Here is a 20,950-nt window from a genome sequence, read left to right on the forward strand (position 1 = left end):
AGGGAGATCGCCGGGCGGCACCTCAGCGGCGTGACACCCGGGAGTCGTGCAGGTCGTAGACGGCAGGCACCAGTTCCACGCCCCGGCCTGCCGCGGCCTCCCGGATGGTCGCCGAGCGCTCGGTCAGCTGCGTGACCACGCGGCGGGCCTGGTTCTCGACGCACGCGTCGACGAACCGCTCGCGGTCCGCTTGCGGTGCGGTGGTTGATTTCTCCCGGTCGGCCTGCGGCGCGGTGGCTAAGACAGTTCCCTCGATGGCGCGGGCGATCGTGCTCACCGAGCCGGTGTACGAGGCGCCGTCCCGTACCAGGTCGACCGCCGCCGAGACGGCACCGCAGCCGGTGTGCCCCAGCACCACGACCAGCCGCACTCCGAGGTACTCGACCGCGTACTCGACGCTGCCGATGACGGACTCGTCGAGCACCTCACCGGCCGCCCGGATGGTGAACAGATCGCCGAGCCCGCGGTCGAAGACGACTTCGGGGGGTACTCGCGAGTCCGCGCAGGACAGCACGCAGGCGAACGGCTCCTGGCCGTCCACCAGCTCCTCGCGGCGCTCGGCGTCCTGATGCGGGTGCCGCTGGCGTTGCTCGGCGAACCGGGCGTTGCCCGCGAGCAACGTTCGCCACGCCGTCTCCGGCTCCACCCGGCCCTCCGGAACGGAGCCTGCCGCGGCCGGTGCTGTGGACGCGACCATGCCCGCCGTGGCCGCGGCTGTCACGCCGAGCACGCGCCTGCGGCCGACCCGGACCGATGCTGGATTCGCAGAGTAGTCAGACATGCGAATACCGTAGCGAACCGTTCCGGTGCGTCTACGCCGACCGGCCGATTCCCGGTGGTGCCACGGCGGTAGTTGATCGCGTTAACGCTGGGGTGGTAGACATTCGTCACATTACTCGGAGTCGCGGAGGGGTTAGGCCTGGATGACGGTGTTCGGCATGGACGTCGACACCGGGACGCTGCTCATCCCGGTGTTCGCCGGACTGATCGGCTATGCCACGAACTGGCTGGCCATCAAGATGATGTTCAAGCCGATCAACTTCGCGGGCTGGAAGATGCCGTTCAAGGTCCTCGGCTTTCCGGTGTTCGGCTGGCAGGGAATCATCCCCTCGAAAGCGGCGAAGATGGGCAGCATCGCCGTCGACACGGGGCTGGCCAAGCTGGGCACGATGTCGGAGTTCTACCGGGAGCTGGATCCGGAGGAGCTGGCTGCCCAGATCGTGAAGACCTCGCGCACCGAGATCCATTCGATGATCGACGACATCATCGCCCGGGAGTACCCCGACCTGTGGGCCCAGCTTCCGCTCGTGCTCAAGCAGGCCGTGCACAGCAGGATCGAGGCCGAGCTACCCGACGCGGTCCGCAGGGTCACCGACGAGATGGGCGAGCACATCGACCGGCTCGTCGATCTCAAGCTGATGGTCATCCGGCACATGGAAGCCAACCCCCGGCTGATGAACCGGATCTTCCTCGAGGTCGGAGCCAAGGAGTTCCGCTTCATCATCCGCTCCGGCGCCGTGTTCGGTTTCGTGCTCGGCGTCATCCCCATGCTGATGTGGCAGTTCGCCCCGCAGTGGTGGACGGTGCCGCTCGGTGCGGCCGTGGTGGGGTACCTGACCAACTGGCTCGCGCTGAAGGTGATCTTCACCCCGGCGAACCCGGTCAAGATCGGCCCGTTCACCGTGCAGGGGCTGTTCCTCCGGCGCCAGGCGGAGGTCTCGGAGGTGTACTCCGGCATCATCGCCCACGAGGTCGTGACGATGAGCAACATCGCGGCGGAGATGTTCCACGGCCCGGACGGGGACCGGACCTACCGCCTCATCTCGGACACCTTGCGGCCGATCGTGGACCGCACGGTCGGTGTGGCCCGGCCCATGGTCCGTGCGGCGACCGGCAGCCACTACGACGCGATCCAGCGCAACATCGCGGCCGGGACCGTCGGCCACACCATCGAGTCGCTCACCGACGAGGAGTTCGTCAAGGGCCGGGCCGAGAAGCTGCACGCGCTGCTGGCCGCCCGGATGCGGGAGCTGCCGCCCGAGGAGTTCGCCGACATGCTGCGCTCGGCGTTCCGCGAGGACGAGTGGCAGCTGATCGTGGTCGGCGCGGCGCTCGGCTTCCTCGCCGGGCTCTTGCAGTTGTCCACCACGTTGTGAAGGGTGGTGCCGGGAGAGTCATGGCAACGATCCGGGTGGTACGTGATGGCTGAGCGGGACACGGGACAGGACGCGGGGCACGGCCGGAGCGCGGGTGGCCAGGGCCTCGGCGACGCGCTGAACATCCCGGTGCGGCTCGCGGGCACGGCGCTGTCGGTCGCGGGCAGGCTCGGCACCGATGTGGCCACGCACGCGGTGTCGGTCAGCAGGGACGTCCTCGCGGGTGCGCAGGAGGGCAGGCCGCCCGCGGAGCTGGCGGGCGTCGTGCTGCACGGTTGGGTGCGGGGGGTGCGTAAGGCGCTCGGTGTCGACTCCGGCGGGTACGACGCAGGTGAGCGGTTCGACGGGTACGTACCCCCGCGGGCCACTCCGCTGCCGGGGCAGGAGCGTCCGGCGGTCGTCGAGATGCCGTCGACCCCGGCCAACGGGCGCACCGCGCAGGGCGCACCGAGCGAGCTCCGGCAGCGTGGCCAGGAGCTGCTGTACCGCTCTACGGCGCTGGACGACCCGGACGAGCATCCGGCGCTCGCGGTGATCCTGCGCGAGCTCAGCCCGGACGAGGCACGCATCATCCGTTACCTGGCCGCCGCGGGGCCACAGGCGCTTGTGGACGTGCTCGCGCACAACCCGATGTCGCGCAAGCAACGCGAGATGTTGCACCACTTCTCGCTGCTCGGCAGGGAAGCCGGATGCATCCGTCCCGGGCGGGTCCCCGTGTACCTGGACAACCTGGTACGGCTGGGTCTGGTACACGTGCGGCCGTACCGGCTGCGTGGTCAGCCGAGCTACGAGCTGCTCTACGCGCAGCCGGAGGTCAAGCAGATCCGCAGGCCCGGTGGGCGGCTCGTGCGGCTCAGGATCGTGCACAAGGGCGTCGAGCTGTCCGAGTTCGGCAAGGAGCTGTTCTGCCAGTGCCTGGAGACCGAGGAACACCGGATCGCGACCTCGCCCGGCAGGCTCTGACCGCTGGGGCACGCGACGCGTGCTCGCACGGAGTGTGTATACGGGGCACTTTGTGTCACGAACGGGCCGGTCCTAGAGTTGATTCGTGGCAAACAGAGGCGCCTTCCAGCAATCCGTCCGATCGTTACTCCGGGAGAACCTGCTCGACGCCGCGCGTGAGGTCGTGATCACGGGGGGTTGGAGCCGGCTGCGCATGGCGGGAATCGCCGGGCAGGTCGGGGTGAGCCGGCAGACGGTGTACAACGAGTTCGGCAACAAGACCGGCCTCGGCGAGGCGCTCGCCTTCCGGGAGGCCGAGGTGTTCCTCGCCGGGGTGTCCGAACGGCTGGAGATGCACCCGGACGATCTGGCCAAGGCGATCGAGTCGGCTGTGGAGTTCACCCTCTCCGAGGCCGCCGAGAACCCGCTGCTGAAGGCCGTGCTCACCGCGACCCGCGGGGGCGCGGGGGAGATGCTGCCCTTCCTGACGACGCGGTCCGAACCGATCCTGTCCGCCGCGACCGACGTCCTGCTCGGCTACGTGGACAGGAACTGGCCGGACCTCGCGCTGACCGAGCGGCAGCGCAAGACCGTCGTCGAGTCGGTGGTCCGGCTCGTGGTCAGCCACGTGATGATGCCGCTCGGCTCCGCGCAGGAGATCGCCGAACAGGTCTCGTGGCTGGTAGACAGGGTGGCCGGGACGGCGGGGAGCGAGCGCTCCTGACAACCACGAACCGGCGGCGAGAGGGGCCTGCGTCATGCGCGATGACCATGCGTTCGAGACCACGGCAGTGCACGCGGGGGAGCGGCGCCCCGGCCCGGAAGGCTCCGTCGTGTTTCCCATCTACCCGGGCACCGTGTACGCCCCGGCCGACGGGGACGGCTACGGCGACATCCGCTACCCCCGCCTGAGCTCCACACCCTCGCAGGTGTACCTGCACGACAAGCTCGCGGAGATGGAGGGGGCCCACGCCGCGATCGCGACATCCTCCGGCATGGCCGCCATTACGACGAGCCTGCTCAGCGTGCTGCGCGCGGGAGACCACCTCATCGCGGGCGACGTGCTGTACGGCGGAACCGCCGGGTTCCTGTCGCACTTCGCCGAGCGGTTCGGGTGGACGTACACGCTGGTCGACCCGGGCAGGCCGGATACATGGGAAGCTGCCCGCACCCCGCGCACCAGGGCATTCCTCGTGGAGTCGATCACCAACCCGCTCGTGCGGGTCGGCAGGCTCGCCGAGGTGGCCGGGTTCTGCCACGAGCACGGGCTGGTCAGCATCATCGACAACACCTTCGCCAGCCCGGTCAACTTCCGGCCGCTCGCCGCCGGTTTCGACCTGTGCGTGCACAGTGCCACGAAGTACCTCGGCGGCCATTCCGACCTGGTCGCCGGGTGCGTCGCCGGCGTGGAGGACCTGATGGGCGAGGTGCGTACGAGCCTCAACTACCTGGGGGGCAGCCTCGACCCGTACGCCGGGTTCCTGCTCGCCAGGGGGCTGAAGACCCTGTCGGTGCGGGTGCGCGCGCAGAACGACAACGCGCTCGCGCTGGCGAGCTACCTCGCGGACCATCCCCGGGTCGCCGAGGTGCACTACCCGGGTCTGCCCTCGCACCCCGATCACGGGCATGCCAGCGAGCTCATGGACGGCTTCGGCGGCATGCTCAGCCTGCGCCTGCACGGCGGAGCGGAGGCGGCCGAGACCCTGCTCAAGTCGGTCACCATCCCGGCATCGGGGCCCAGCTTGGGCGGTGTGGAGTCCCTGGTCACGCGGCCCGTCACCACCTCGCATGCCGCGCTGACCAGTGAGGAACGCGAGGCGGCCGGGGTGACCGACGATCTGGTGCGGGTCAGCTGCGGGATCGAGAACTCCCAGGACCTGATCGCGGACTTCCGGCAGGCGCTCGACGTGGTGTGACGGTGCGTTTCCGGCGCCTGCTCGCAGGCGCGCCCGCGATCGGATGTGCCGAAAGGGGTGCGGCCTCACCCCGATGGTCGATAGGTTGATCGCTGCCAGTCCAGTGACGAAGGAGCGTGCATGGTTCGGGCCTTGATCGCACGGGGAGTGCACACCGATCCGGAGATCGCCGAGGTCGAGCTGCCTCAGCCGGGCAGCGGCGAGGTGACCGTGGCGGTGCGGGCCGCGGGGGTGTGCCACTCGGATCTGTCGATGATCGACGGTGTGCTGTCCCCCTCGTTCCCGCTCGTGCTCGGGCACGAGGCATCCGGGGTGGTCACCGCGACGGGCCCGGACGTCACGCGGGCCGGTGTCGGTGACCATGTCGTGCTCAACTGGACCCCGCCGTGCCGGAGCTGCTGGTTCTGCGTACACGGCGAACCGTGGCTGTGCACCGCGACCGAGGGCGTCGCCTCGTTGCCGAGGGGCGCGCTCGCCGACGGCACACCCACCCATGTGACGTTGGGTGTCGGCGCGCTCGCCGAGCAGGTCGTGATCGGGGAGAACGCGGTGATCCGCATCCCGGACGAGCTGCCGCTCGCGGAGTCGGCGCTGATCGGGTGCGCGGTGGTGACCGGCGTGGGAGCGGTGCGCAACAACGCGCGGGTGCGCCCGGGCGAGTCGGCTGTGGTGGTCGGCCTCGGAGGTGTCGGCCTGGCGGCCATCGCCGGTGCCAGGCTGTCCGGAGCCGACCCGGTGATCGGCATCGACTCCTCCGAGTCCAAGCAGGAGCTGGCTCTCGCGGCGGGCGCGACGCACTTCCTGCAGGCGGGCGACGGGGCGGCGAAGGAGGCCCGCCGGCTCACCGGGGGCAGGGGCGCCGATGTCGCGCTGGAGTGTGCCGGGCGTTCGGCTGCGATCCGCACCGCGTGGCAGAGCTCGCGCCGCGGGGCTCGTGTCGTCATTCTCGGTGTCGGTTCCGCGGACGACCACGTCAGCTTCAGCGGGCTCGAGCTGTATCACTTCGCGCGGTCGATCAGTGTCTCGGTTTACGGTTCCGCCGATCCGGATATCGACGTGCCGAAGCTCGCCGAGTCGGTGCGCACCGGTGAACTCGATCTGGACACCTTCGTGACCGATCGCGTCGGCCTGTCCGACGCGCCTGCGGCGTTCGACCGGATGCGCCGCGGCGAGGGCGGCCGCTCGCTCGTGCTGTTCGACTGAACCGTGTGGTCGCCGGTGCGCGACCGGCGATGAGCGCCCCGGCGTGCGTGTGACGCCCCGGGGTCGTCGAGCTTCCCGCTCGGGGCGGGAGACCCGTCCTTCGCATACCTGCGTATGCCTGCGCATGCCTGCACAGAGCTTTACATGTGACCTCCCGTGTCTTCGTTGCTTGACACTAAATCATTATATGTCTAATCTCAGGACGCAGTTCGGAAGTATGTAAACCCGGTTTCGTCGCGCACGGTCCGGGAGTCCGTGAGGAGGCTGTGTCATGACGTCGGCGACCGCGGATCACGGCACGGGAGAAACGGCCGCGTGGCGGGACGGGAAGCGCTACGCGTGGTTGCTCGGGCTCGTCGTGCCCGCGATCCCGTTCCTGGCCTGGGGGCTGGTATCGGCGACTGGTCTCGGCGCGTTCTGGTGGCTGGGCCCGGTCATCGTGTTCGTGCTCATCCCCCTGATCGACGTGGCCGTCGGATCCGACGCGGAGAACCCGCCGGACGCGCTGATCGAGTGGCTCGAGCAGGACCGGTACTACCGCTGGGTGACGTACCTGTACCTGCCGATCCAGTACGCCGGGCTGGTGTTGGCCTGCTGGCTGTGGACCACGTACCCGATGACGCTCGTCGACGGGATCGGGCTCGCCGTATCCGTCGGTGTCGTGGCCGGTATCGGTATCAACACCGCGCACGAACTGGGTCACAAGAAGGAGAAGCACGAGCGGTGGCTGTCCAAGGTCGCGCTGGCGCAGTCCTGTTACGGGCACTTCTTCATCGAGCACAACCGCGGGCACCACGTCCGCGTCGCGACCCCGGAGGACCCGGCGAGCTCGCGGTTCGGGGAGACGTTCTGGGGGTTCTTGCCGCGTAGCGTGCTCGGCAGCCTGAGATCTGCGTGGGCGCTGGAGAAGGCCCGGTTCGCGCGGCAGAACAGGAGCCCGTGGACGCTGCACAACGACGTCCTCAACGCCTGGGCGATGTCGGTCGTGCTGTTCGCCGGGCTGACCGTGGCCTTCGGCCCGGCGGTGCTGCCGTACCTGGCCATCCAGGCGGTGTTCGGGTTCTCGCTGCTCGAGGTGGTCAACTATCTGGAGCACTACGGCCTGCTGCGGCAGAAGACCGACAGCGGCCGCTACGAGCGTGCGGCGCCGCGGCACAGCTGGAACAGCAACAACGTAGCCACCAACGTGTTCCTCTACCACCTGCAGCGGCACAGTGACCACCATGCCAACCCGACGCGCCGGTACCAGGCCCTGCGGGACTTCGAGCAGGCTCCGCAGCTGCCTGCCGGCTACGCGTCGATGATCGTCTGTGCCTGGATCCCTCCACTGTGGCGGAAGGTGATGGACAAGCGAGTCCTCGCGCACTACGACGGCGACGTCACGCTCGCCAACATCAACCCGCGCAACCGGCGGAAGGTACTCGCCAGGCACGGCGCCGCGAGCGAGGCGCACGCGGCGGGCTCGACCGTCGAAGGGGGTGCGCGATGAGCGCCTACCGGTGCCCCGTGTGCGACTACACCTATGACGAGCGGACCGGGGACGCGCGCGAAGGCTTTCCCGCGGGCACCGCATGGGCCGAGGTGCCGGACGACTGGTGCTGCCCGGACTGCGGGGTGCGGGAGAAGGTGGATTTCGAACCAGCCGGGTAGCCGCCAGGCAGGCACGGACCCCGGGACAGGGAAGGAGGATGTCATGAGGATCTACCGCTGCGAGGTGTGCGGGTTCGAGTACGACGAGTCACAGGGCTGGCCCGATGAGGGCATCGCGCCGGGCACGAAATGGGAGGACATTCCCGAGGACTGGTGCTGCCCGGACTGCGGTGCCGCCAAGGCCGACTTCGTGATGGTCGAGGTGACCCCGGCATGACCGCGCCGAGCGGCGTCGACGCGGCGAGCACGATCGCCGTCGTCGGCACGGGCGTCGCGGGGACGTCGGCGGCGCTGACCCTGCGCAACGCGGGTTTCACCGGCCGGGTCGTGCTGATCGGCGACGAGCCGGACGAGCCCTACCGCCGCCCACCGCTGTCCAAGGACGTCCTGCGGGGCACGATGCCACCGGAGAAGACCCGGCTGCGCGCGCCGGACACGTGGAGCCAGCACAGCATCGAGCTGCGCACCGGCACGCGGGTCTCCGGCGTCGACCCCGAGGCGCGGCGGCTCATCTTCGCGGACGGCACGGGGCTGGACTTCGACCGGATCCTGCTGGCCACCGGCGGCCTGCCCAAGGTGCTCCCGCAGGCGCGCGGGGTCGACGGGGTGCACACGCTGCGCACGCTGGCCGATGTCCCCGCACTGCACGGTGTGCTGGCGGCGGGGAGCAGGCTGCTGGTCATCGGCGCAGGCCTGATCGGTTCCGAGGTCGCGGCGACCGCCAGCGCCATGGACTGCGCGGTGACCGTGCTGGAGGCACAGCCCGCGCCACTGTCCCGTGCGCTCCCCCGGGAGATCACCCGGGTGTACGAGGAGCTGCACAGGGCGTCCGGAGTGGACCTGTACACCGGCGTGGACGTCCGCGAGCTGATTCATGAGGGGGATCAGCTCGCGGTGACCGACGCCGACGGACGGGTCTACTCCGCCGACGCCGCCGTTGTCGCCGTCGGCCTCGACCCCCGTACCGAGCTCGCCGAGCACGCGGGGATCGCCACCGGTGACGGCATCGTCGTGGACGAGTACTTCGCGACCTCGGCGCCCGGCGTGTACGCCGCGGGCGACGTCGCGAACCACCCGAACCACGTCCTCGGTGGACGGCAACGCGTCGAGCACTGGCTCAACGCGCAGGAGCAAGGCGGCGCCGCTGCGCGGGCCATGCTCGGTGATCCCACCCCGTACTCCTGCGTACCGTGGAGCTGGTCCGACCAGCACGGGGTCACGTTGCACGTGTGCGGCTGGCCCGAGGTGGCCGAGGACGTCACGGTCCGGGGCGAGCTCGACGAGCGGGACTTCACGGCGATCGCCCGCAGGAACGGCAGGGTGGTCGGTGCGGTCGGGATGAACCGGCCCGCCGAGCTGCGCGCGTTGCGCACGGTGGTCTCCGCCGCACCGCACGTCGAGCGGGCCGTGCTGGCCGATCCGGCCACGGAGCTCGCCTCACTCGCCTCGTTCGAGGTCGCGGGCACCTCGAGCTGAGGTGCCCGCGACCGGCAAGGAGATCATCGTGTCACGGTCGACGACGCGGGGCGCCTACGACGGCCCCGTGACGACCACCTCCGGAGGCGGGCGCCGCGTTCGTTACGCCGATGCGGCTCGCGCACTGCTGAAGGAGACGCTGTTCGACGCCGCGAGCGGGCTGCTCCGTGAGCACCCCTGGTCGGCAGTCCGGATGGTCGATATCGCGCGGGCAGCAGGCGTGAGCAGGCAGACCCTGTACAACGAGTTCGGCTCCCGGCAGTCCTTCGCGCAGGCCTACATCATGCACGAAGCCGAGAAGTTCCTCGCCGCCGTCCGGGAGGCCGTCCACGCGCACCGTGACCGGCCCCGTGCCGCGGTGTCGGCTGCCGTGGAGGTGTTCCTGACGGCAGCGGCCTCCGAGCCCCTGATCGCGGCGATCGTCGCCGGTGACGAGAGCGAGGGCTTGCTGCCGCTGGTCACCAACCAGGCGGGCCCCGTGCTGTCGTTGGCCACCGACAACGTGACCGCGTACCTCGCCACGGTCTGGCCCGGCGTGGCTTCGCGGTCGCTGCGCCTGGTCGCCGAGCAGCTGGTACGGCTGGCCATCAGCCACGCGGCGTCACCGACCGCGACCCCGGCCGAGGTCGGGGCCACGCTCGCCGAGGTGCTCGGCCCGCACCTCGACGAGCTGGTGGCCGGGTCGCAGCAGTAGCGCTGCGCGCTCCCGGCCGCCTCAGGAGTCCCCGGCCTCCAGGTCGCCTTCCAGTTCGAGGTAGATCTCCCGCATCTTCGCGAGCAGCTCGGGGTCCGGCTCGGACCACAGCTCACGGTCGGCGGCCTCGGTCAACCGTTCCACGATGCCGCGCAGCGCCCACGGGTTGGACGTGCGGAGGAACTCCTGGTTCTCCGCGTCGACGACGTAGGTCTCGGCGAGTTTCTCGTACATCCAGTCGTCGACCACCCCGGAGGTGGCGTCGAAACCGAACAGGTAGTCCACGGTGGCGGCGAGTTCGAACGCTCCCTTGTAGCCGTGCTTGCGCATCGCAGCCAGCCAGCGCGGGTTGACCACGCGGGAGCGGAACACTCGCGCCGTCTCCTCCCCGAGGGTGCGGGTGCGCACCGCGTCCGGGGTGGTGCTGTCGCCGATGTAGGAGGCGGGTGAGGCGCCGCTGAGCGCCCGGACCGTCGCGATCATCCCGCCGTGGTACTGGAAGTAGTCGTCCGAGTCGGCGATGTCGTGCTCGCGGGTGTCGGTGTTCTTCGCCGCGATCTGGATGCGCCGGTAGGTGGACTCCATGTCCTGCCTGGCCGGTACACCGTCGAGGTCCCTGCCGTAGGCGAACCCGCCCCATACGGCGTAGACCTCGGCGAGGTCGGCATCGTCGCGCCAGTTTCCGGAGTCCATCAGGGGAAGCAGGCCCGCGCCGTAGGTGCCGGGCTTCGAGCCGAACACGCGGGTGGTCGCGCGCCGCTCGTCGCCGTGCTCGGCGAGGTCCTCGCGCACGTGCGCGCGGACGAAGTTCTCCTCCTCCGGCTCGTCCAGCTCGGCGACCGCGCGGACGGCGTCGTCGAGCATCTCCACCACGTGCGGGAAGGCGTCCCGGAAGAACCCGGAGATCCGCACGGTCACGTCGACCCGCGGGCGCCCCAGCTCCTCGAGCGGGATCACCTCGATCCCGCTCACCCGGCGCGAGGCCTCGTCCCAGACGGGCGTGACACCGAGCAGCGCCAGCACCTCGGCTGCGTCGTCGCCCGCCGTGCGCATCGCCGAGGTTCCCCACACCGACAGCCCGACCGAGCGTGGCCAGTCGCCGGTGTCCTCGCGGTAGCGCTGCAGCAGCGACTCCGCGAGCGACTGGCCGGTCTGGTAGGCGAGCCTGCTGGGAATCGCCTTGGGGTCGACGGTGTAGAAGTTGCGCCCGGTCGGCAGGACGTTCACCAGCCCGCGCAGCGGGGACCCGCTCGGCCCGGCCGGGATGTACCCGCCGTCGAGGGCGTGCACCACCGAGCGCATCTCGTCGGTTGTGTCCGCGAGCCGGGGAACGACCTGGGTCGCCGCGAAGTCGAGCACGCTCGCCACGTCCTCGTTCGAGCCGCCGAGCACCTCCCGGCACACCTCGGGCACGGCAGTCGGCGCCCAGTCACGCTGTTCCATCGCCGCGACGAGCTGGTGTGCCGTGGACTCGATCGCGTCCACTTCGCTGCTGGCGGTGTCCGAGTTCTCCTTCAGGCCGAGCGCGGTGCGCAGGCCGGGTACGGCGTTCGCCTGGCCGCCCCACATCTGCTGCGCGCGCAGCATGGCCAGCACGAGATTGACGCGCTCCTCGCCCTCAGGGGCCTTGCCGAGCACGTGCAGGCCGTCGCGGATCTGGGCGTCCTTGACCTCGCAGAGCCAGCCGTCCACATGCAGCAGGAAGTCGTCGAACTCGGCGTCGTGCGGCCGTTCCGAGATGCCGAGGTCGTGGTCGAGCTTGGCGGCCTGGATCAGCGTCCAGATCTGCGCGCGGATCGCGGGCAGCTTCGCGGGGTCCATCGCCGAGATGTTGGCGTACTCGTCGAGCAGCTGCTCCAGCCGCGCGATGTCACCGTAGCTCTCGGCGCGCGCCATCGGGGGGATCAGGTGGTCCACGATGGTCGCGTGCGCCCGGCGCTTGGCCTGCGCGCCCTCGCCGGGATCGTTGATCAGGAACGGGTAGATCATCGGCACGCTGCCCAGCACGGCGTCCGGGGCGCAGGAGGCCGACAGCGCCGCGTTCTTGCCGGGCAGCCACTCCAGCGAGCCGTGTTTGCCCAGGTGCACCACGGCGTGCGCGCCGAACCCGCCGTCGTCCTCCGCGGCCTCCAGCCAGCGGTAGGCGGCGAGGTAGTGGTGGCTGGGCGGGAGGTCGGGGTCGTGGTAGATCGCGATCGGGTTCTCCCCGAACCCGCGTGGCGGCTGGATCATGATCAGCACGTTGCCCGCCCGCAACGAGGCGAGCACGATGTCGCCCTCGGGGTTGTGGGTGCGGTCGATGAACTGCTCCCCGGGCGGCGGTCCCCAGTGCTCCTCGATCTGGCCGCGCAGGTCCTCGGGCAGGGTCTGGAACCATTCGCGGTAACGCGCGGCGGGCACCCGCACCGGGTTCCCGGCGAGCTGCTCCTCGGACAGCCACTCGGGGTCCTGCCCGCCTGCCGCGATGAGCGCGTGGATGAAGGCGTCGCCCTCGGACCGGTCGGTGGGCTCCGCGCCGTCCGGGGCCGTCTCCACCCCGGGGATGCCGTCGCCGAGGTCGTAGCCGTTCGCCCGCAGCGTGCGCAGCAGCTCCACCGCGCTGGCAGGGGTGTCCAGGCCGACGGCGTTGCCGACCCTGGAGTGCTTGGTGGGGTAGGCCGACAGCACCAGCGCGATCTTGCGCTGCTCCGGCGGCGTGTGCCGCAGCCTGGCGTGCGCGACGGCGATACCCGCGACGCGTCCGGCGCGCTCGGCGTCCGGCACGTAGCGGGGCAGCCCGTCCTCGTCGGTCTCCTTGAAGGAGAACGGCACCGTGATGATCCGGCCGTCGAACTCGGGCACGGCGACCTGCGACGCCGCGTCCAGCGGGGACACACCCTCGTCGTTGTCCCACCAGGTGTCCCGGTCGCTTGTCAGGCACAGCGCCTGCAGCGTGGGGATGTCGAGCTCGGCCAGCTCCGCGACGTCCCAGGCCTCGTCATCGCCGCCCGCGCTGACCGCCGAGGGCCGCGACCCCCCGGCCGCGAGCACGGTGACCAGCAGCGCGTCCGCCTTGCGCAGCTGCTCGATCATCTCCGGCTCGCGGGAACGCAGGGTCGCGCAGTAGATCGGCATCGCCTGGCCGCCGGCGTCCTCGATCGCGCGGGACAGGGTCTCGACGAACGCGGTGTTACCCGCGAAGTGGTGTGCCCGGTAGTAGAGGATCGCCACGACCGGACCGCTTGTCGTGCGCGGCTGACGGTCCAGCACCCCCCAGGCGGGCTGCTCGGCAGGCGGGTCGAAGCCGTCCCCGGTGAGCAGCAGCGTGTCGGACAGGAAGCGGTGCAGTTGGGTGAGGTTCTCCGGGCCACCGTGCGCCAGGTAGGTGTGCGCCTCGCGGGCGATGCCGCCCGGCACGGTGGACAGCGCCATCAGCTCCGCGTTGGGGGCCTGCTCACCGCCGAGGACCACGACGTGCGCGCCGCTGGAGCGGACGATGTCCAGCCCTTCCTTCCAGTCGCGCTCGTCGCCGAGGATGCGCACGACGACGATCAGCGCGCCCTCCAGCATCGCGGGTAGCTCGTCGAGCTCGATGCGGGCGGGGTTACCGAGGCGGTAACCCATGTCGCTGGCACGGGCACTGAGCAGGTCGGTGTCCGAGGTGGACAGCAGAAGGATCACTGTGGTTCCGGCTCCTCTCGGGGTGTCCTCGCCCCGTTCGGTCTTGTCATCACTGGCTGGAGTGTCCTGGCTCGGAGGATCGCCGCTCGCCCCGGCCTTCCAGGCGCACGCGCCCGTGACCTTATACGGGGTTCGCTTCCCTCTCACAGTGGCGGGACCGCCCCGGATTCGCACCGGGTTCCTCCACGACCAGCGGCAGGCTGGCACCTCACTCTTGCCCGGCGCGGGTGCCCGCGTCAAGCTGGGGTGGCCAACGACAACCTACAGTGGCAGGCATGTCCGATCCTCACCAAGCGACTCCGGCAGGCTACCGCCGCGGTGCGCGCGCGGACGCCTGCCCGGGGGCGTTGACCACGCACGAGGCGGCCGACGGGCAGCTCGCGCGGGTCAGGGTCCCCGGTGGCCGGCTCCGCGCGGGCCAGCTGCGCGAGCTCGCCGCGTGCGCCGAGGAGTTCGGTGACGGTGTGCTGCATCTGACATCGCGCGGCAACGTGCAGCTGCGCGGGTTGGGTGCCGATGCCGGGCTCGCGGACCGGATCGCGGCGGCGGGCCTGCTGCCCTCGGCGAGCCACGAGCGGGTGCGCAACATCGTCGCCTCGCCGTTGAGCGGGCTGAGCGGGGGAGTGGCCGACGTGCGCCCGCTGGCCGGTGAGCTGGACGAGGCGGTGTGCGCGCGTCCGGAACTGGCCTCGCTTCCCGGGCGGTTCCTGTTCGGCCTGGACGACGGCAGGGCGGATGTGGCCGACGACCGGATCGATGCCTGCTGGTACGCGCTGGATGCCGGGACCGGGGCGCTGGTACTCGCCGGCCGGGACACCGGCCTGCGGGTGCCTGCCGGGCGGGCCGCCGATGCCCTGGTGGAGGCTGCCGCGACGTTCGGCCGCGTACGCGGCGACGCGTGGCAGGTGCGCGAGCTCGACGACCGCGCCGACCGGATCGCCGACGCGGTCGCGGCCCAGCTCGGTTCCGGGGTCGGCCGCGCCCGGCAGACCCCGCGTGCGCTGCCGCGCTCGGCGGAGCCACCGCTCGGCGCGACCCGTCAGGACGACGGCGGGTGGCTGGTCGTGGCCGGGATCACGTTCGGTGCGATCTCCGGTGCGCAGGCGCGCACGCTCGCCGGGCTCGCCGGGACGGTAACGCTCACGCCGTGGCGCTCGGTGGTCGTCGGCGATATCGACGCCGACGCGGTGGACACGGTGATCGCCGGGCTGGACGCGGCCGGTTTCCTGCTCAGCGAGGGGGCGCCGGAGCACGCGGTCGGCGCGTGCATCGGCAGCCCGGGCTGCGCGAAGTCCCGCGCGGACGTGCGCGCCGACGTGAGTGAGGTCATGCGTACGGCAGGTGGGGCGCTCGCGGGCGCGGCGACGGCGGCACACTTCTCGGGGTGCGAGCGGCGCTGCGGGCGCCCGCGTGCCGAGCATGTGGACGTGCTCGCCGAGGGCGATGGCTACCGCGTCGACGGGAACTGGGTTCCGGTCGAGCGGCTGGCCGAGGCGCTGGCGTGCGCGACGAACGCAGGCGGCGAGGCCGCCGCCGACCACGGGCACACCGCCCGGCCAGGCAGGACGCAGCAGGAAAGGACCGGGTCGTGATCGACTACCTCCGCGACGGTTCGGAGATCTACCGTCGCTCGTTCGCCACGATCCGTGCCGAGGCCGAGCTCGACGGCCTGCCGCCCGACGTGGAACGGGTCGCGGTGCGCATGATCCACGCCTGCGGGATGGTCGACCTGCCGGGTGACCTCGAGTACTCGGCGGATGTGGTGGCGTCCGGTCACCGCGCGCTCGCCGGGGGCGCACCGGTACTCACCGACGCGAAGATGATCGCGGGTGGCGTCACACGGAAGCGGCTGCCCACGGACAACGAGGTGCTGTGCACGCTGGCCGATGCGTCGGTGCCGGAACTGGCCGAGCGGACGGCGAACACGCGCAGCGCGGCCGCTCTCGAGTTGTGGCGCGAGCGCCTTCCCGGCGCTGTGGTGGCGATCGGTAACGCACCGACCGCGCTGTTCCGGCTGCTGGAGCTGCTGGACGAGGGGGTGGGCGCGCCTGCCGCGATCATCGGCACCCCGGTCGGGTTCGTCGGTGCTGCCGAGTCGAAGGTCGAGCTGGCCAGGCGCGCTCCGGCACCGTACCTGGTGGTGCACGGGCGCAGGGGCGGCAGCGCGATGGCTGTCGCCGCTATCAACGCGATTGCGACGGAGGCGGAGTTGTGAGCGAGGCGACAACCGGCAAGCTGTGGGGCGTTGGCCTCGGGCCGGGCGACCCGGAACTGATGACGGTCAAGGCCGCACGGCTTATCGGTGAGGCGGAAGTCATCGCCTACCACTGTGCCCGCCACGGGCGCAGCATCGCGCGGTCGGTCGCGGAGCCCCACCTGCGTGGTGACCAGGTCGAGGAACGGTTGATGTACCCGGTCACCACCGAGACCACCGACCACCCCGGCGGCTACGAGGGCGCGATCGCGGAGTTCTACGAGCACGCCGCCAAGCGGCTGGCCGAGCACCTGGACGCGGGGCGGGACGTCGTCCTGCTGTGCGAGGGAGACCCGTTCTTCTACGGCTCGTACATGTACATGCACGAGCGCCTGTGTGACCGTTACGAGGCCGAGGCGGTTCCCGGGGTGAACTCGGTGAGCGCGGCGTCGGCACAGCTCGGCCTTCCGCTCGCGCAGCGGGACGAGGTGCTGACGGTGCTGCCGGGCACGATGCCGGAACCGGAGCTCGCGATGCGGCTGGCCGACACCGACGCGGCTGCGGTGATGAAGCTCGGCCGGACGTTCAGCTCGGTGCGCTCGGCGATGGCCGAGGCAGGCAGGCTCGACGACGCCTACTACGTGGAGCGCGCGACGTGGGGTGCGCAGCGGCTGGAACCGCTGGCCGACGTGGACCCGGACTCCGTGCCGTACTTCTCGGTGGCGGTGTTGCCCAGCCCGGCCTATGCCGCGCGCACCTCCGGCGAGCAGGCCGCGAGCGCCGACCCGGCTGGGCCGGACGCGCGCACCGGTGAGTTGACGGTCGTAGGCCTCGGTCCGGGACCGGCCGAGTGGCTGACCCCGGAGGCCGAGCAGGCGCTGGCCGGAGCCGAGCACGTGGTCGGCTACGGACCGTACGTGGCGCGGGTGCCGCAGCGGGCCGGCCAGCAGCGGCACACCTCGGGCAACACGGTCGAGGCCGACCGTGCCGCGCACGCGCTGGACCTCGCCGCGCAGGGCGCGCGGGTGGCCGTGGTGTCCTCCGGCGACCCGGGAGTGTTCGCGATGGCATCGGCCGTGCTGGAGAGGGCCGAGGAGCCGCGCTGGCACGGTGTGCGGGTGCGGGTCGTGCCGGGGATCACGGCGGCCCAGGCGGCGGCCGCGCGGGCCGGTGCCCCGCTGGGGCACGACTTCTGCGTGCTGTCGCTGTCCGACCGGCTCAAGCCGTGGGAGGTGATCGAGCGCAGGCTGGATGCCGCCGGTGCGGCGGACCTGGCGCTGGCGATCTACAACCCGGCATCACGCAGCCGGACCACGCAGCTCGCCAAGGCCAGGGAGGTACTGCTGCGGCACCGTGCCGCCGATACGCCGGTCGTGGTGGCCAGGGACGTCGGTGGCGAGGAGGAGTCGGTGCGGGTGACCACGCTGGCCGAGCTGGACCCGGACCAGGTCGACATGCGCTGCCTGCTGATCGTCGGGTCCTCGACGACCACGACGGTCGAGCGGGACGGTTCCACCACGGTGTGGACGCCCCGGACCTACGGCGAGCGGCAGCAGCAGGAGTGACGGCGGGCGCCGATGCGGGTCCGGCTACATCGCGCCGAGATCGGCGGAGAGCCACCGCTGCGGCCGCATGACGATGGTGAGCTGCTCACCCAGTTCCGCATCGGCGAACTCGACGTACGGTCCGACCTTCTCCGCGGGGAGGTACCGGGCGGCCATCTCCCGCATCTGTTCGCCCGTGCCCGGCAACGTCCGGGTGACCGGTCCCTCCACGGAGACGTAGCGGACCGATGGTTCGAGCCGCTCCACCATCAGCGTGAAGCGCCCCGCTTCGTGGATGAGCCTGGCCTTGCGTGAGTCGGCTGAGGTCAGCACCCACACCTCGCCACCAGGCGTGTACTGGTACCAGATCGGGACCGTCAGCGGACCGCGCTCCGGACCCGCCGACACGGACAGTGCCGCGATGTGCGGCTCGGCCAGGAACGCCTCGCGTTCCGCAACGCTCAGTGCCATGGTGCGGACCGTAGAGCACGGCACCGACACCGCGCGTGAGGTTCACGGCTCGCGGGAACGGAGTGCTACGTCGGGGCCTTCGGGCCCTCCCTCCGGCTGCCGGGCTAGCCTCCGTAGCGCTCCCAGTGCACCGCCTGGTCCAGGGGCCTGCGCTCCCGCCAGCCGTGCCGCTCCAGGTCCGGCGCGTCTGCGAGCTCGCGGACGGGACCGAGGCACAGCCACGCGACGGGCCGGACCCCCTCCGGCAGGTCCACCAGCTCCGCGAGGAATTCCTCCCGGTAGAAGCTGACCCATCCCACGCCGAGGTTCTCCGCCGTTGCCGCCAGCCACAGGTTCTGGATCGCCAGGCACACCGAGTACAGGCCCGCGTCGGCGATCGCGTGCCTGCCGAGCACGGCCGGGGCGCCGCGTTGCGGGTCGTAGGTCACCACGATGCCCAGGCTCGAGTCGAGAATGCCCTCGATCTTGATGCGGCTGAACGCGCCCTTGCGTTCGGCGTTGAGCGACTCCGCGAACACCTCCCGCTCATCCAGCACGTGCCTGCGGAACTCCGAACGCGTGTCGGTGTCCGAGACGACCACGAAGTCCCACGGCTGGGACAGCCCCACACTGGGGGCCGAGTGCGCGGCGCCAAGGACGCGCCGCAGCACGGCGTCCTCCACCGGTTCCCCGGTGAACTCGGCGCGGACGTCCCGCCTGCGCTCGAGCACCTGGTAGAACGCGTCGAGGGTGGTGTCCGGTTCGGTGCGTGTCACTTCGCATCCAATCTGGTCAGTACCCAGCGCACGGCATCGCCGACCTCGGTGGTGGTCGCGACATCCGTACGCCGCGGACGGCGTACCACGAGCACGGGGACTCCCAGCTCGCCTGCGGCTTCGAGTTTCGCTGCGGTCATCGACCCGCCGCTGTCCTTGGTGACGAGCACGTCGATGCCGTGCCTGCGCATCACCGCACGCTCACCCTCGACGGTGTACGGGCCGCGGGAGAGCACGATCTCGTGCCTGGCCGGAAGCGGCGGCTCCGGGGAGTCCACACAGCGGATCAGGAACCACTGCGTGACGTTACCCGCGAACGAGGCGAGACCTTGCCTGCCTGTGGTGAGGAAGACCCGTTCGCCCATCCCGGGAAGCATCGTGGCCGCCTCGTCGAGCGAGCCTGCCCAGTGCCACTCGACCCCCTCGTGCGGTGACCATCCGGGCCGCTCCAGCCGCAGGAGTGGCACTCCGGCCCGGTGTGTAGCGTCGACGGCCGAGGAGCTGATGCGTTCGGCGAACGGGTGCGTGGCGTCGACCACCGCGGCGATCCGCTCCTCGCGTAACCAGGCGGCAAGCCCCTCCGGCCCGCCGAAGCCCCCGATGCGTACCTCGCCCTCGGGAAGGCGGGGGGCCGCGACCCGTCCGGCCAGCGACGACACCACACGTACACCGCGCCCCACCAGCTCGGCGGCCAGCGCGCGTGCCTCGGCGGTACCGCCGAGAACGAGCAAGGGATAATCCACAACCACGAGACTATGGGACAGACACTGCGCTACGGATGGACCACGGGGGCATGTGCGACCGCTGCCACGACAGCGGCGTACACCGCGTTGCTGACCTCCGAGTTCCCCGACCCGGTCGAGGTGCTCTTGCCCAAGGGCAAGCAGCCGGCGTTCGCGCTGGCCAGCGAGGGGCGCACGGGCGAGGCGGCATACGCGGGTGTGGTGAAGGACGCCGGTGACGACCCCGACGTGACCCATGGCGCGCTGATCGTGGCCACGGTCCGGCACGGCTCGCCGGGCAGCGGGATCCGTTTCGTGGCCGGTCCGGGTGTGGGAACCGTCACCCGGCCGGGCCTGCCCCTGGACGTGGGGGAGCCGGCGATCAACCCGGTCCCGCGCCGCCTGATGAGCGAGGCCGTCGAACGCGTCGCCGCCGAACACGGGGGCAGCGGTGACGTGGTCGTGGAGATCTCCATCCCGCACGGCGAGGAGATGGCCAGGCACACCTGGAACCCCCGGCTGGGCATCGTGGACGGGCTGTCCGTGCTGGGCACGACCGGGGTCGTGGTGCCGTACTCCTGCTCGGCGTGGATCGACAGCATCCGGCGCGGTATCGATGTGGCCCGGGCGCTGGACGTGCGTCACGTGGCGGGCTCGACCGGAAGTACCTCGGAGCAGGTGGTCACCGAGCTGTACGGGCTGGACGAGACCGCCCTGCTCGATATGGGCGACTTCGCGGGTGCGGTGCTCAAGTACCTGCGCAAGCACCCGGTGCCCCGGCTGTCCATCGCGGGTGGCTTCGCGAAGATGTCCAAGCTCGCTGCCGGGTACCTGGACCTGCACTCGCAGCGTTCGCAGGTGAACTTCGGCCTGCTCGCCTCGATCGCGCGGGACGCGGGATACGAGCATCTCGCGGAGCCGATGAGCAACGCCAACACGGCGGTGCACGCGCTGGACATCGCCAGTGCCGACGGGCTGGACCTTGGCGGGTTCGTGGCGGAGCGGGCACGCCGCACCGCCCTCGATGTACTGGGTGACGCACCAGTGGACGTGGACATCGTGGTGATCGACCGTTCCGGGACCATCGTCGGCCGGGCTCCCGATCCCGGCGCGCCGTCGTCCACGTAGCCGCCGCGCTTCCTCGCTGTGCTGATGCCGGGGATTCCCGGCGTGTCGCTGCGGGATGGTCGAACGTGTGTGCGATATGCTGGGGATGTGCCGGAGTTCGTGCAGGTTGTTGGTCCGGCCGGGGTGATGTTCGTCCCGGCCGGGCAGGCGCCTGCGGTCGCGTTCACGCCCGAAGAGCAGGCGGAGATCCGGTGCCGCACGTTCACCGGCGAGCAGGTCGGCGAGTTGAGTGCGGAGCAGGTGATCGAGACGCTGGCGGCGGCGCGCCGGATCCGGGCGCATACGGATGCGATCGAGGCGCACGCGCTGGCCCGGCTCGACCAGCTACGGGGGCAGGATCGGTATGTGGCGGATGAGGCCGCCCTGGAGTTGCGGGTGTCCCGGCATACGGCGGCGTTGCGGCTGCACCGGTCCCGTCAGCTCACGCAGCGGATGCCGC

20 protein-coding genes and 1 riboswitch are annotated in these 20,950 nt (G+C 71.0%); of the genes, 15 read left to right on the top strand and 5 right to left on the bottom strand.

Annotation, left to right across the window (positions count from 1 at the left end; all coding sequences use genetic code 11):
• Positions 1-22 precede the first annotated feature (22 nt).
• Complete coding sequence (locus tag H0B56_RS17505) at positions 23-781, bottom strand: carbonic anhydrase (RefSeq protein ID WP_219632841.1); 759 nt, start codon at positions 779-781, stop codon at positions 23-25.
• Positions 782-938: 157 nt separating this feature from the next.
• Between H0B56_RS17505 and H0B56_RS17510 the strand changes: the two genes are divergently transcribed.
• The 10 genes from H0B56_RS17510 (at position 939) to H0B56_RS17555 (ending at position 10,037) form a co-directional block, all read left to right on the top strand.
• Complete coding sequence (locus H0B56_RS17510) at positions 939-2,156, top strand: DUF445 domain-containing protein (protein ID WP_180894154.1); 1,218 nt, start codon at positions 939-941, stop codon at positions 2,154-2,156.
• A 45-nt stretch (positions 2,157-2,201) separates the two neighbouring features.
• Positions 2,202-3,119 carry an Abi-alpha family protein gene (locus tag H0B56_RS17515; protein WP_180894155.1) on the top strand — a complete coding sequence of 306 codons (918 nt, stop codon included), beginning with the start codon at positions 2,202-2,204 and terminating at the stop codon, positions 3,117-3,119.
• An 85-nt stretch (positions 3,120-3,204) separates the two neighbouring features.
• On the top strand, positions 3,205-3,822 hold the full coding sequence (locus H0B56_RS17520; protein WP_180894156.1) for a TetR family transcriptional regulator: 618 nt from the start codon (positions 3,205-3,207) through the stop codon (positions 3,820-3,822).
• Between the two features lie 34 nt (positions 3,823-3,856).
• Positions 3,857-5,014 (top strand): trans-sulfuration enzyme family protein, encoded by a 1,158-nt coding sequence (locus H0B56_RS17525; protein WP_180894157.1) that lies wholly within the window; start codon positions 3,857-3,859, stop codon positions 5,012-5,014.
• Positions 5,015-5,134: 120 nt separating this feature from the next.
• Entirely contained in the window at positions 5,135-6,217 is a 1,083-nt protein-coding gene (locus tag H0B56_RS17530) for an alcohol dehydrogenase catalytic domain-containing protein (RefSeq protein ID WP_180894158.1), read from the top strand.
• A 271-nt stretch (positions 6,218-6,488) separates the two neighbouring features.
• Entirely contained in the window at positions 6,489-7,706 is a 1,218-nt protein-coding gene (locus tag H0B56_RS17535) for an alkane 1-monooxygenase (protein ID WP_180894159.1), read from the top strand.
• Positions 7,703-7,867 (top strand): rubredoxin, encoded by a 165-nt coding sequence (locus H0B56_RS23705; protein WP_089300895.1) that lies wholly within the window; start codon positions 7,703-7,705, stop codon positions 7,865-7,867. Before H0B56_RS17535 ends, H0B56_RS23705 begins: the two co-directional genes overlap by 4 nt.
• Positions 7,868-7,910: 43 nt before the next feature.
• Positions 7,911-8,084, top strand: coding sequence for a rubredoxin (locus H0B56_RS17545; protein ID WP_180894160.1), 174 nt, complete (start codon positions 7,911-7,913; stop codon positions 8,082-8,084).
• A complete protein-coding gene (locus tag H0B56_RS17550) occupies positions 8,081-9,343 on the top strand; it encodes an NAD(P)/FAD-dependent oxidoreductase (protein WP_180894161.1) in 1,263 nt (420 codons plus the stop codon). Before H0B56_RS17545 ends, H0B56_RS17550 begins: the two co-directional genes overlap by 4 nt.
• 28 nt (positions 9,344-9,371) lie before the next feature.
• Positions 9,372-10,037, top strand: coding sequence for a TetR family transcriptional regulator (locus H0B56_RS17555; protein WP_180894162.1), 666 nt, complete (start codon positions 9,372-9,374; stop codon positions 10,035-10,037).
• A gap of 21 nt (positions 10,038-10,058) precedes the next feature.
• Here the strand turns inward: H0B56_RS17555 and cobN are convergent, their stop codons facing one another.
• A complete protein-coding gene (cobN, locus tag H0B56_RS17560) occupies positions 10,059-13,697 on the bottom strand; it encodes a cobaltochelatase subunit CobN (protein WP_180894163.1) in 3,639 nt (1,212 codons plus the stop codon).
• 59 nt (positions 13,698-13,756) lie between these two features.
• Positions 13,757-13,881: riboswitch (cobalamin riboswitch) on the bottom strand.
• Between the two features lie 91 nt (positions 13,882-13,972).
• Between cobN and cobG the strand changes: the two genes are divergently transcribed.
• From cobG to H0B56_RS17575, 3 genes are read left to right on the top strand one after another with little or no spacing between them, the layout of a single operon-like run.
• Positions 13,973-15,289, top strand: coding sequence for a precorrin-3B synthase (gene cobG / locus H0B56_RS17565; RefSeq protein WP_180894164.1), 1,317 nt, complete (start codon positions 13,973-13,975; stop codon positions 15,287-15,289).
• A complete protein-coding gene (locus tag H0B56_RS17570) occupies positions 15,286-15,912 on the top strand; it encodes a precorrin-8X methylmutase (protein ID WP_180894165.1) in 627 nt (208 codons plus the stop codon). Before cobG ends, H0B56_RS17570 begins: the two co-directional genes overlap by 4 nt.
• A complete protein-coding gene (locus H0B56_RS17575) occupies positions 15,909-17,456 on the top strand; it encodes a precorrin-2 C(20)-methyltransferase (protein WP_343063936.1) in 1,548 nt (515 codons plus the stop codon). Before H0B56_RS17570 ends, H0B56_RS17575 begins: the two co-directional genes overlap by 4 nt.
• 24 nt (positions 17,457-17,480) lie before the next feature.
• Here H0B56_RS17575 and H0B56_RS17580 read toward each other — a convergent pair whose 3' ends face one another.
• The 3 genes from H0B56_RS17580 to H0B56_RS17590 form a co-directional block, all read right to left on the bottom strand.
• Positions 17,481-17,906 carry a pyridoxamine 5'-phosphate oxidase family protein gene (locus H0B56_RS17580; RefSeq protein ID WP_180894166.1) on the bottom strand — a complete coding sequence of 142 codons (426 nt, stop codon included), beginning with the start codon at positions 17,904-17,906 and terminating at the stop codon, positions 17,481-17,483.
• A 104-nt stretch (positions 17,907-18,010) separates the two neighbouring features.
• The gene (bluB, locus tag H0B56_RS17585) at positions 18,011-18,661 is read right to left on the bottom strand and encodes a 5,6-dimethylbenzimidazole synthase (protein ID WP_180894167.1); all 651 of its coding nucleotides are present in this window, start codon (positions 18,659-18,661) and stop codon (positions 18,011-18,013) included.
• A complete protein-coding gene (locus tag H0B56_RS17590; RefSeq protein WP_343063937.1) occupies positions 18,658-19,404 on the bottom strand; it encodes a cobalt-precorrin-6A reductase in 747 nt (248 codons plus the stop codon). The genes bluB and H0B56_RS17590 overlap by 4 nt, the downstream gene beginning before the upstream one ends.
• 12 nt (positions 19,405-19,416) lie before the next feature.
• Here H0B56_RS17590 and H0B56_RS17595 point away from each other — a divergent pair, with 12 nt between their 5' ends.
• Together H0B56_RS17595 and H0B56_RS17600 are read left to right on the top strand one after the other, a co-directional pair.
• Positions 19,417-20,511 carry a cobalt-precorrin-5B (C(1))-methyltransferase gene (locus H0B56_RS17595; protein ID WP_219632842.1) on the top strand — a complete coding sequence of 365 codons (1,095 nt, stop codon included), beginning with the start codon at positions 19,417-19,419 and terminating at the stop codon, positions 20,509-20,511.
• A gap of 87 nt (positions 20,512-20,598) precedes the next feature.
• Positions 20,599-20,950: hypothetical protein (locus H0B56_RS17600; protein ID WP_425484543.1), on the top strand; the 352-nt coding region annotated here is incomplete at its 3' end.

The sequence above is a fragment of the Haloechinothrix aidingensis genome, from assembly GCF_013450155.1.
GTDB classification, from domain to species: Bacteria; Actinomycetota; Actinomycetes; order Mycobacteriales; family Pseudonocardiaceae; genus Haloechinothrix; species Haloechinothrix aidingensis.

Bases quoted from the DNA above. Each gene is read 5' to 3' on its own strand.
- H0B56_RS17505 (WP_219632841.1), bottom strand. From the start codon at position 781: ATGTCTGACTACTCTGCGAATCCAGCATCGGTCCGGGTCGGCCGCAGG.
- H0B56_RS17510 (WP_180894154.1), top strand. From the start codon at position 939: ATGGACGTCGACACCGGGACGCTGCTCATCCCGGTGTTCGCCGGACTG.
- H0B56_RS17515 (WP_180894155.1), top strand. From the start codon at position 2,202: ATGGCTGAGCGGGACACGGGACAGGACGCGGGGCACGGCCGGAGCGCG.
- H0B56_RS17525 (WP_180894157.1), top strand. From the start codon at position 3,857: ATGCGCGATGACCATGCGTTCGAGACCACGGCAGTGCACGCGGGGGAG.
- H0B56_RS17530 (WP_180894158.1), top strand. From the start codon at position 5,135: ATGGTTCGGGCCTTGATCGCACGGGGAGTGCACACCGATCCGGAGATC.
- H0B56_RS17535 (WP_180894159.1), top strand. From the start codon at position 6,489: ATGACGTCGGCGACCGCGGATCACGGCACGGGAGAAACGGCCGCGTGG.
- H0B56_RS23705 (WP_089300895.1), top strand. From the start codon at position 7,703: ATGAGCGCCTACCGGTGCCCCGTGTGCGACTACACCTATGACGAGCGG.
- H0B56_RS17545 (WP_180894160.1), top strand. From the start codon at position 7,911: ATGAGGATCTACCGCTGCGAGGTGTGCGGGTTCGAGTACGACGAGTCA.
- H0B56_RS17550 (WP_180894161.1), top strand. From the start codon at position 8,081: ATGACCGCGCCGAGCGGCGTCGACGCGGCGAGCACGATCGCCGTCGTC.
- cobG (WP_180894164.1), top strand. From the start codon at position 13,973: ATGTCCGATCCTCACCAAGCGACTCCGGCAGGCTACCGCCGCGGTGCG.
- H0B56_RS17580 (WP_180894166.1), bottom strand. From the start codon at position 17,906: ATGGCACTGAGCGTTGCGGAACGCGAGGCGTTCCTGGCCGAGCCGCAC.
- H0B56_RS17595 (WP_219632842.1), top strand. From the start codon at position 19,417: ATGGGACAGACACTGCGCTACGGATGGACCACGGGGGCATGTGCGACC.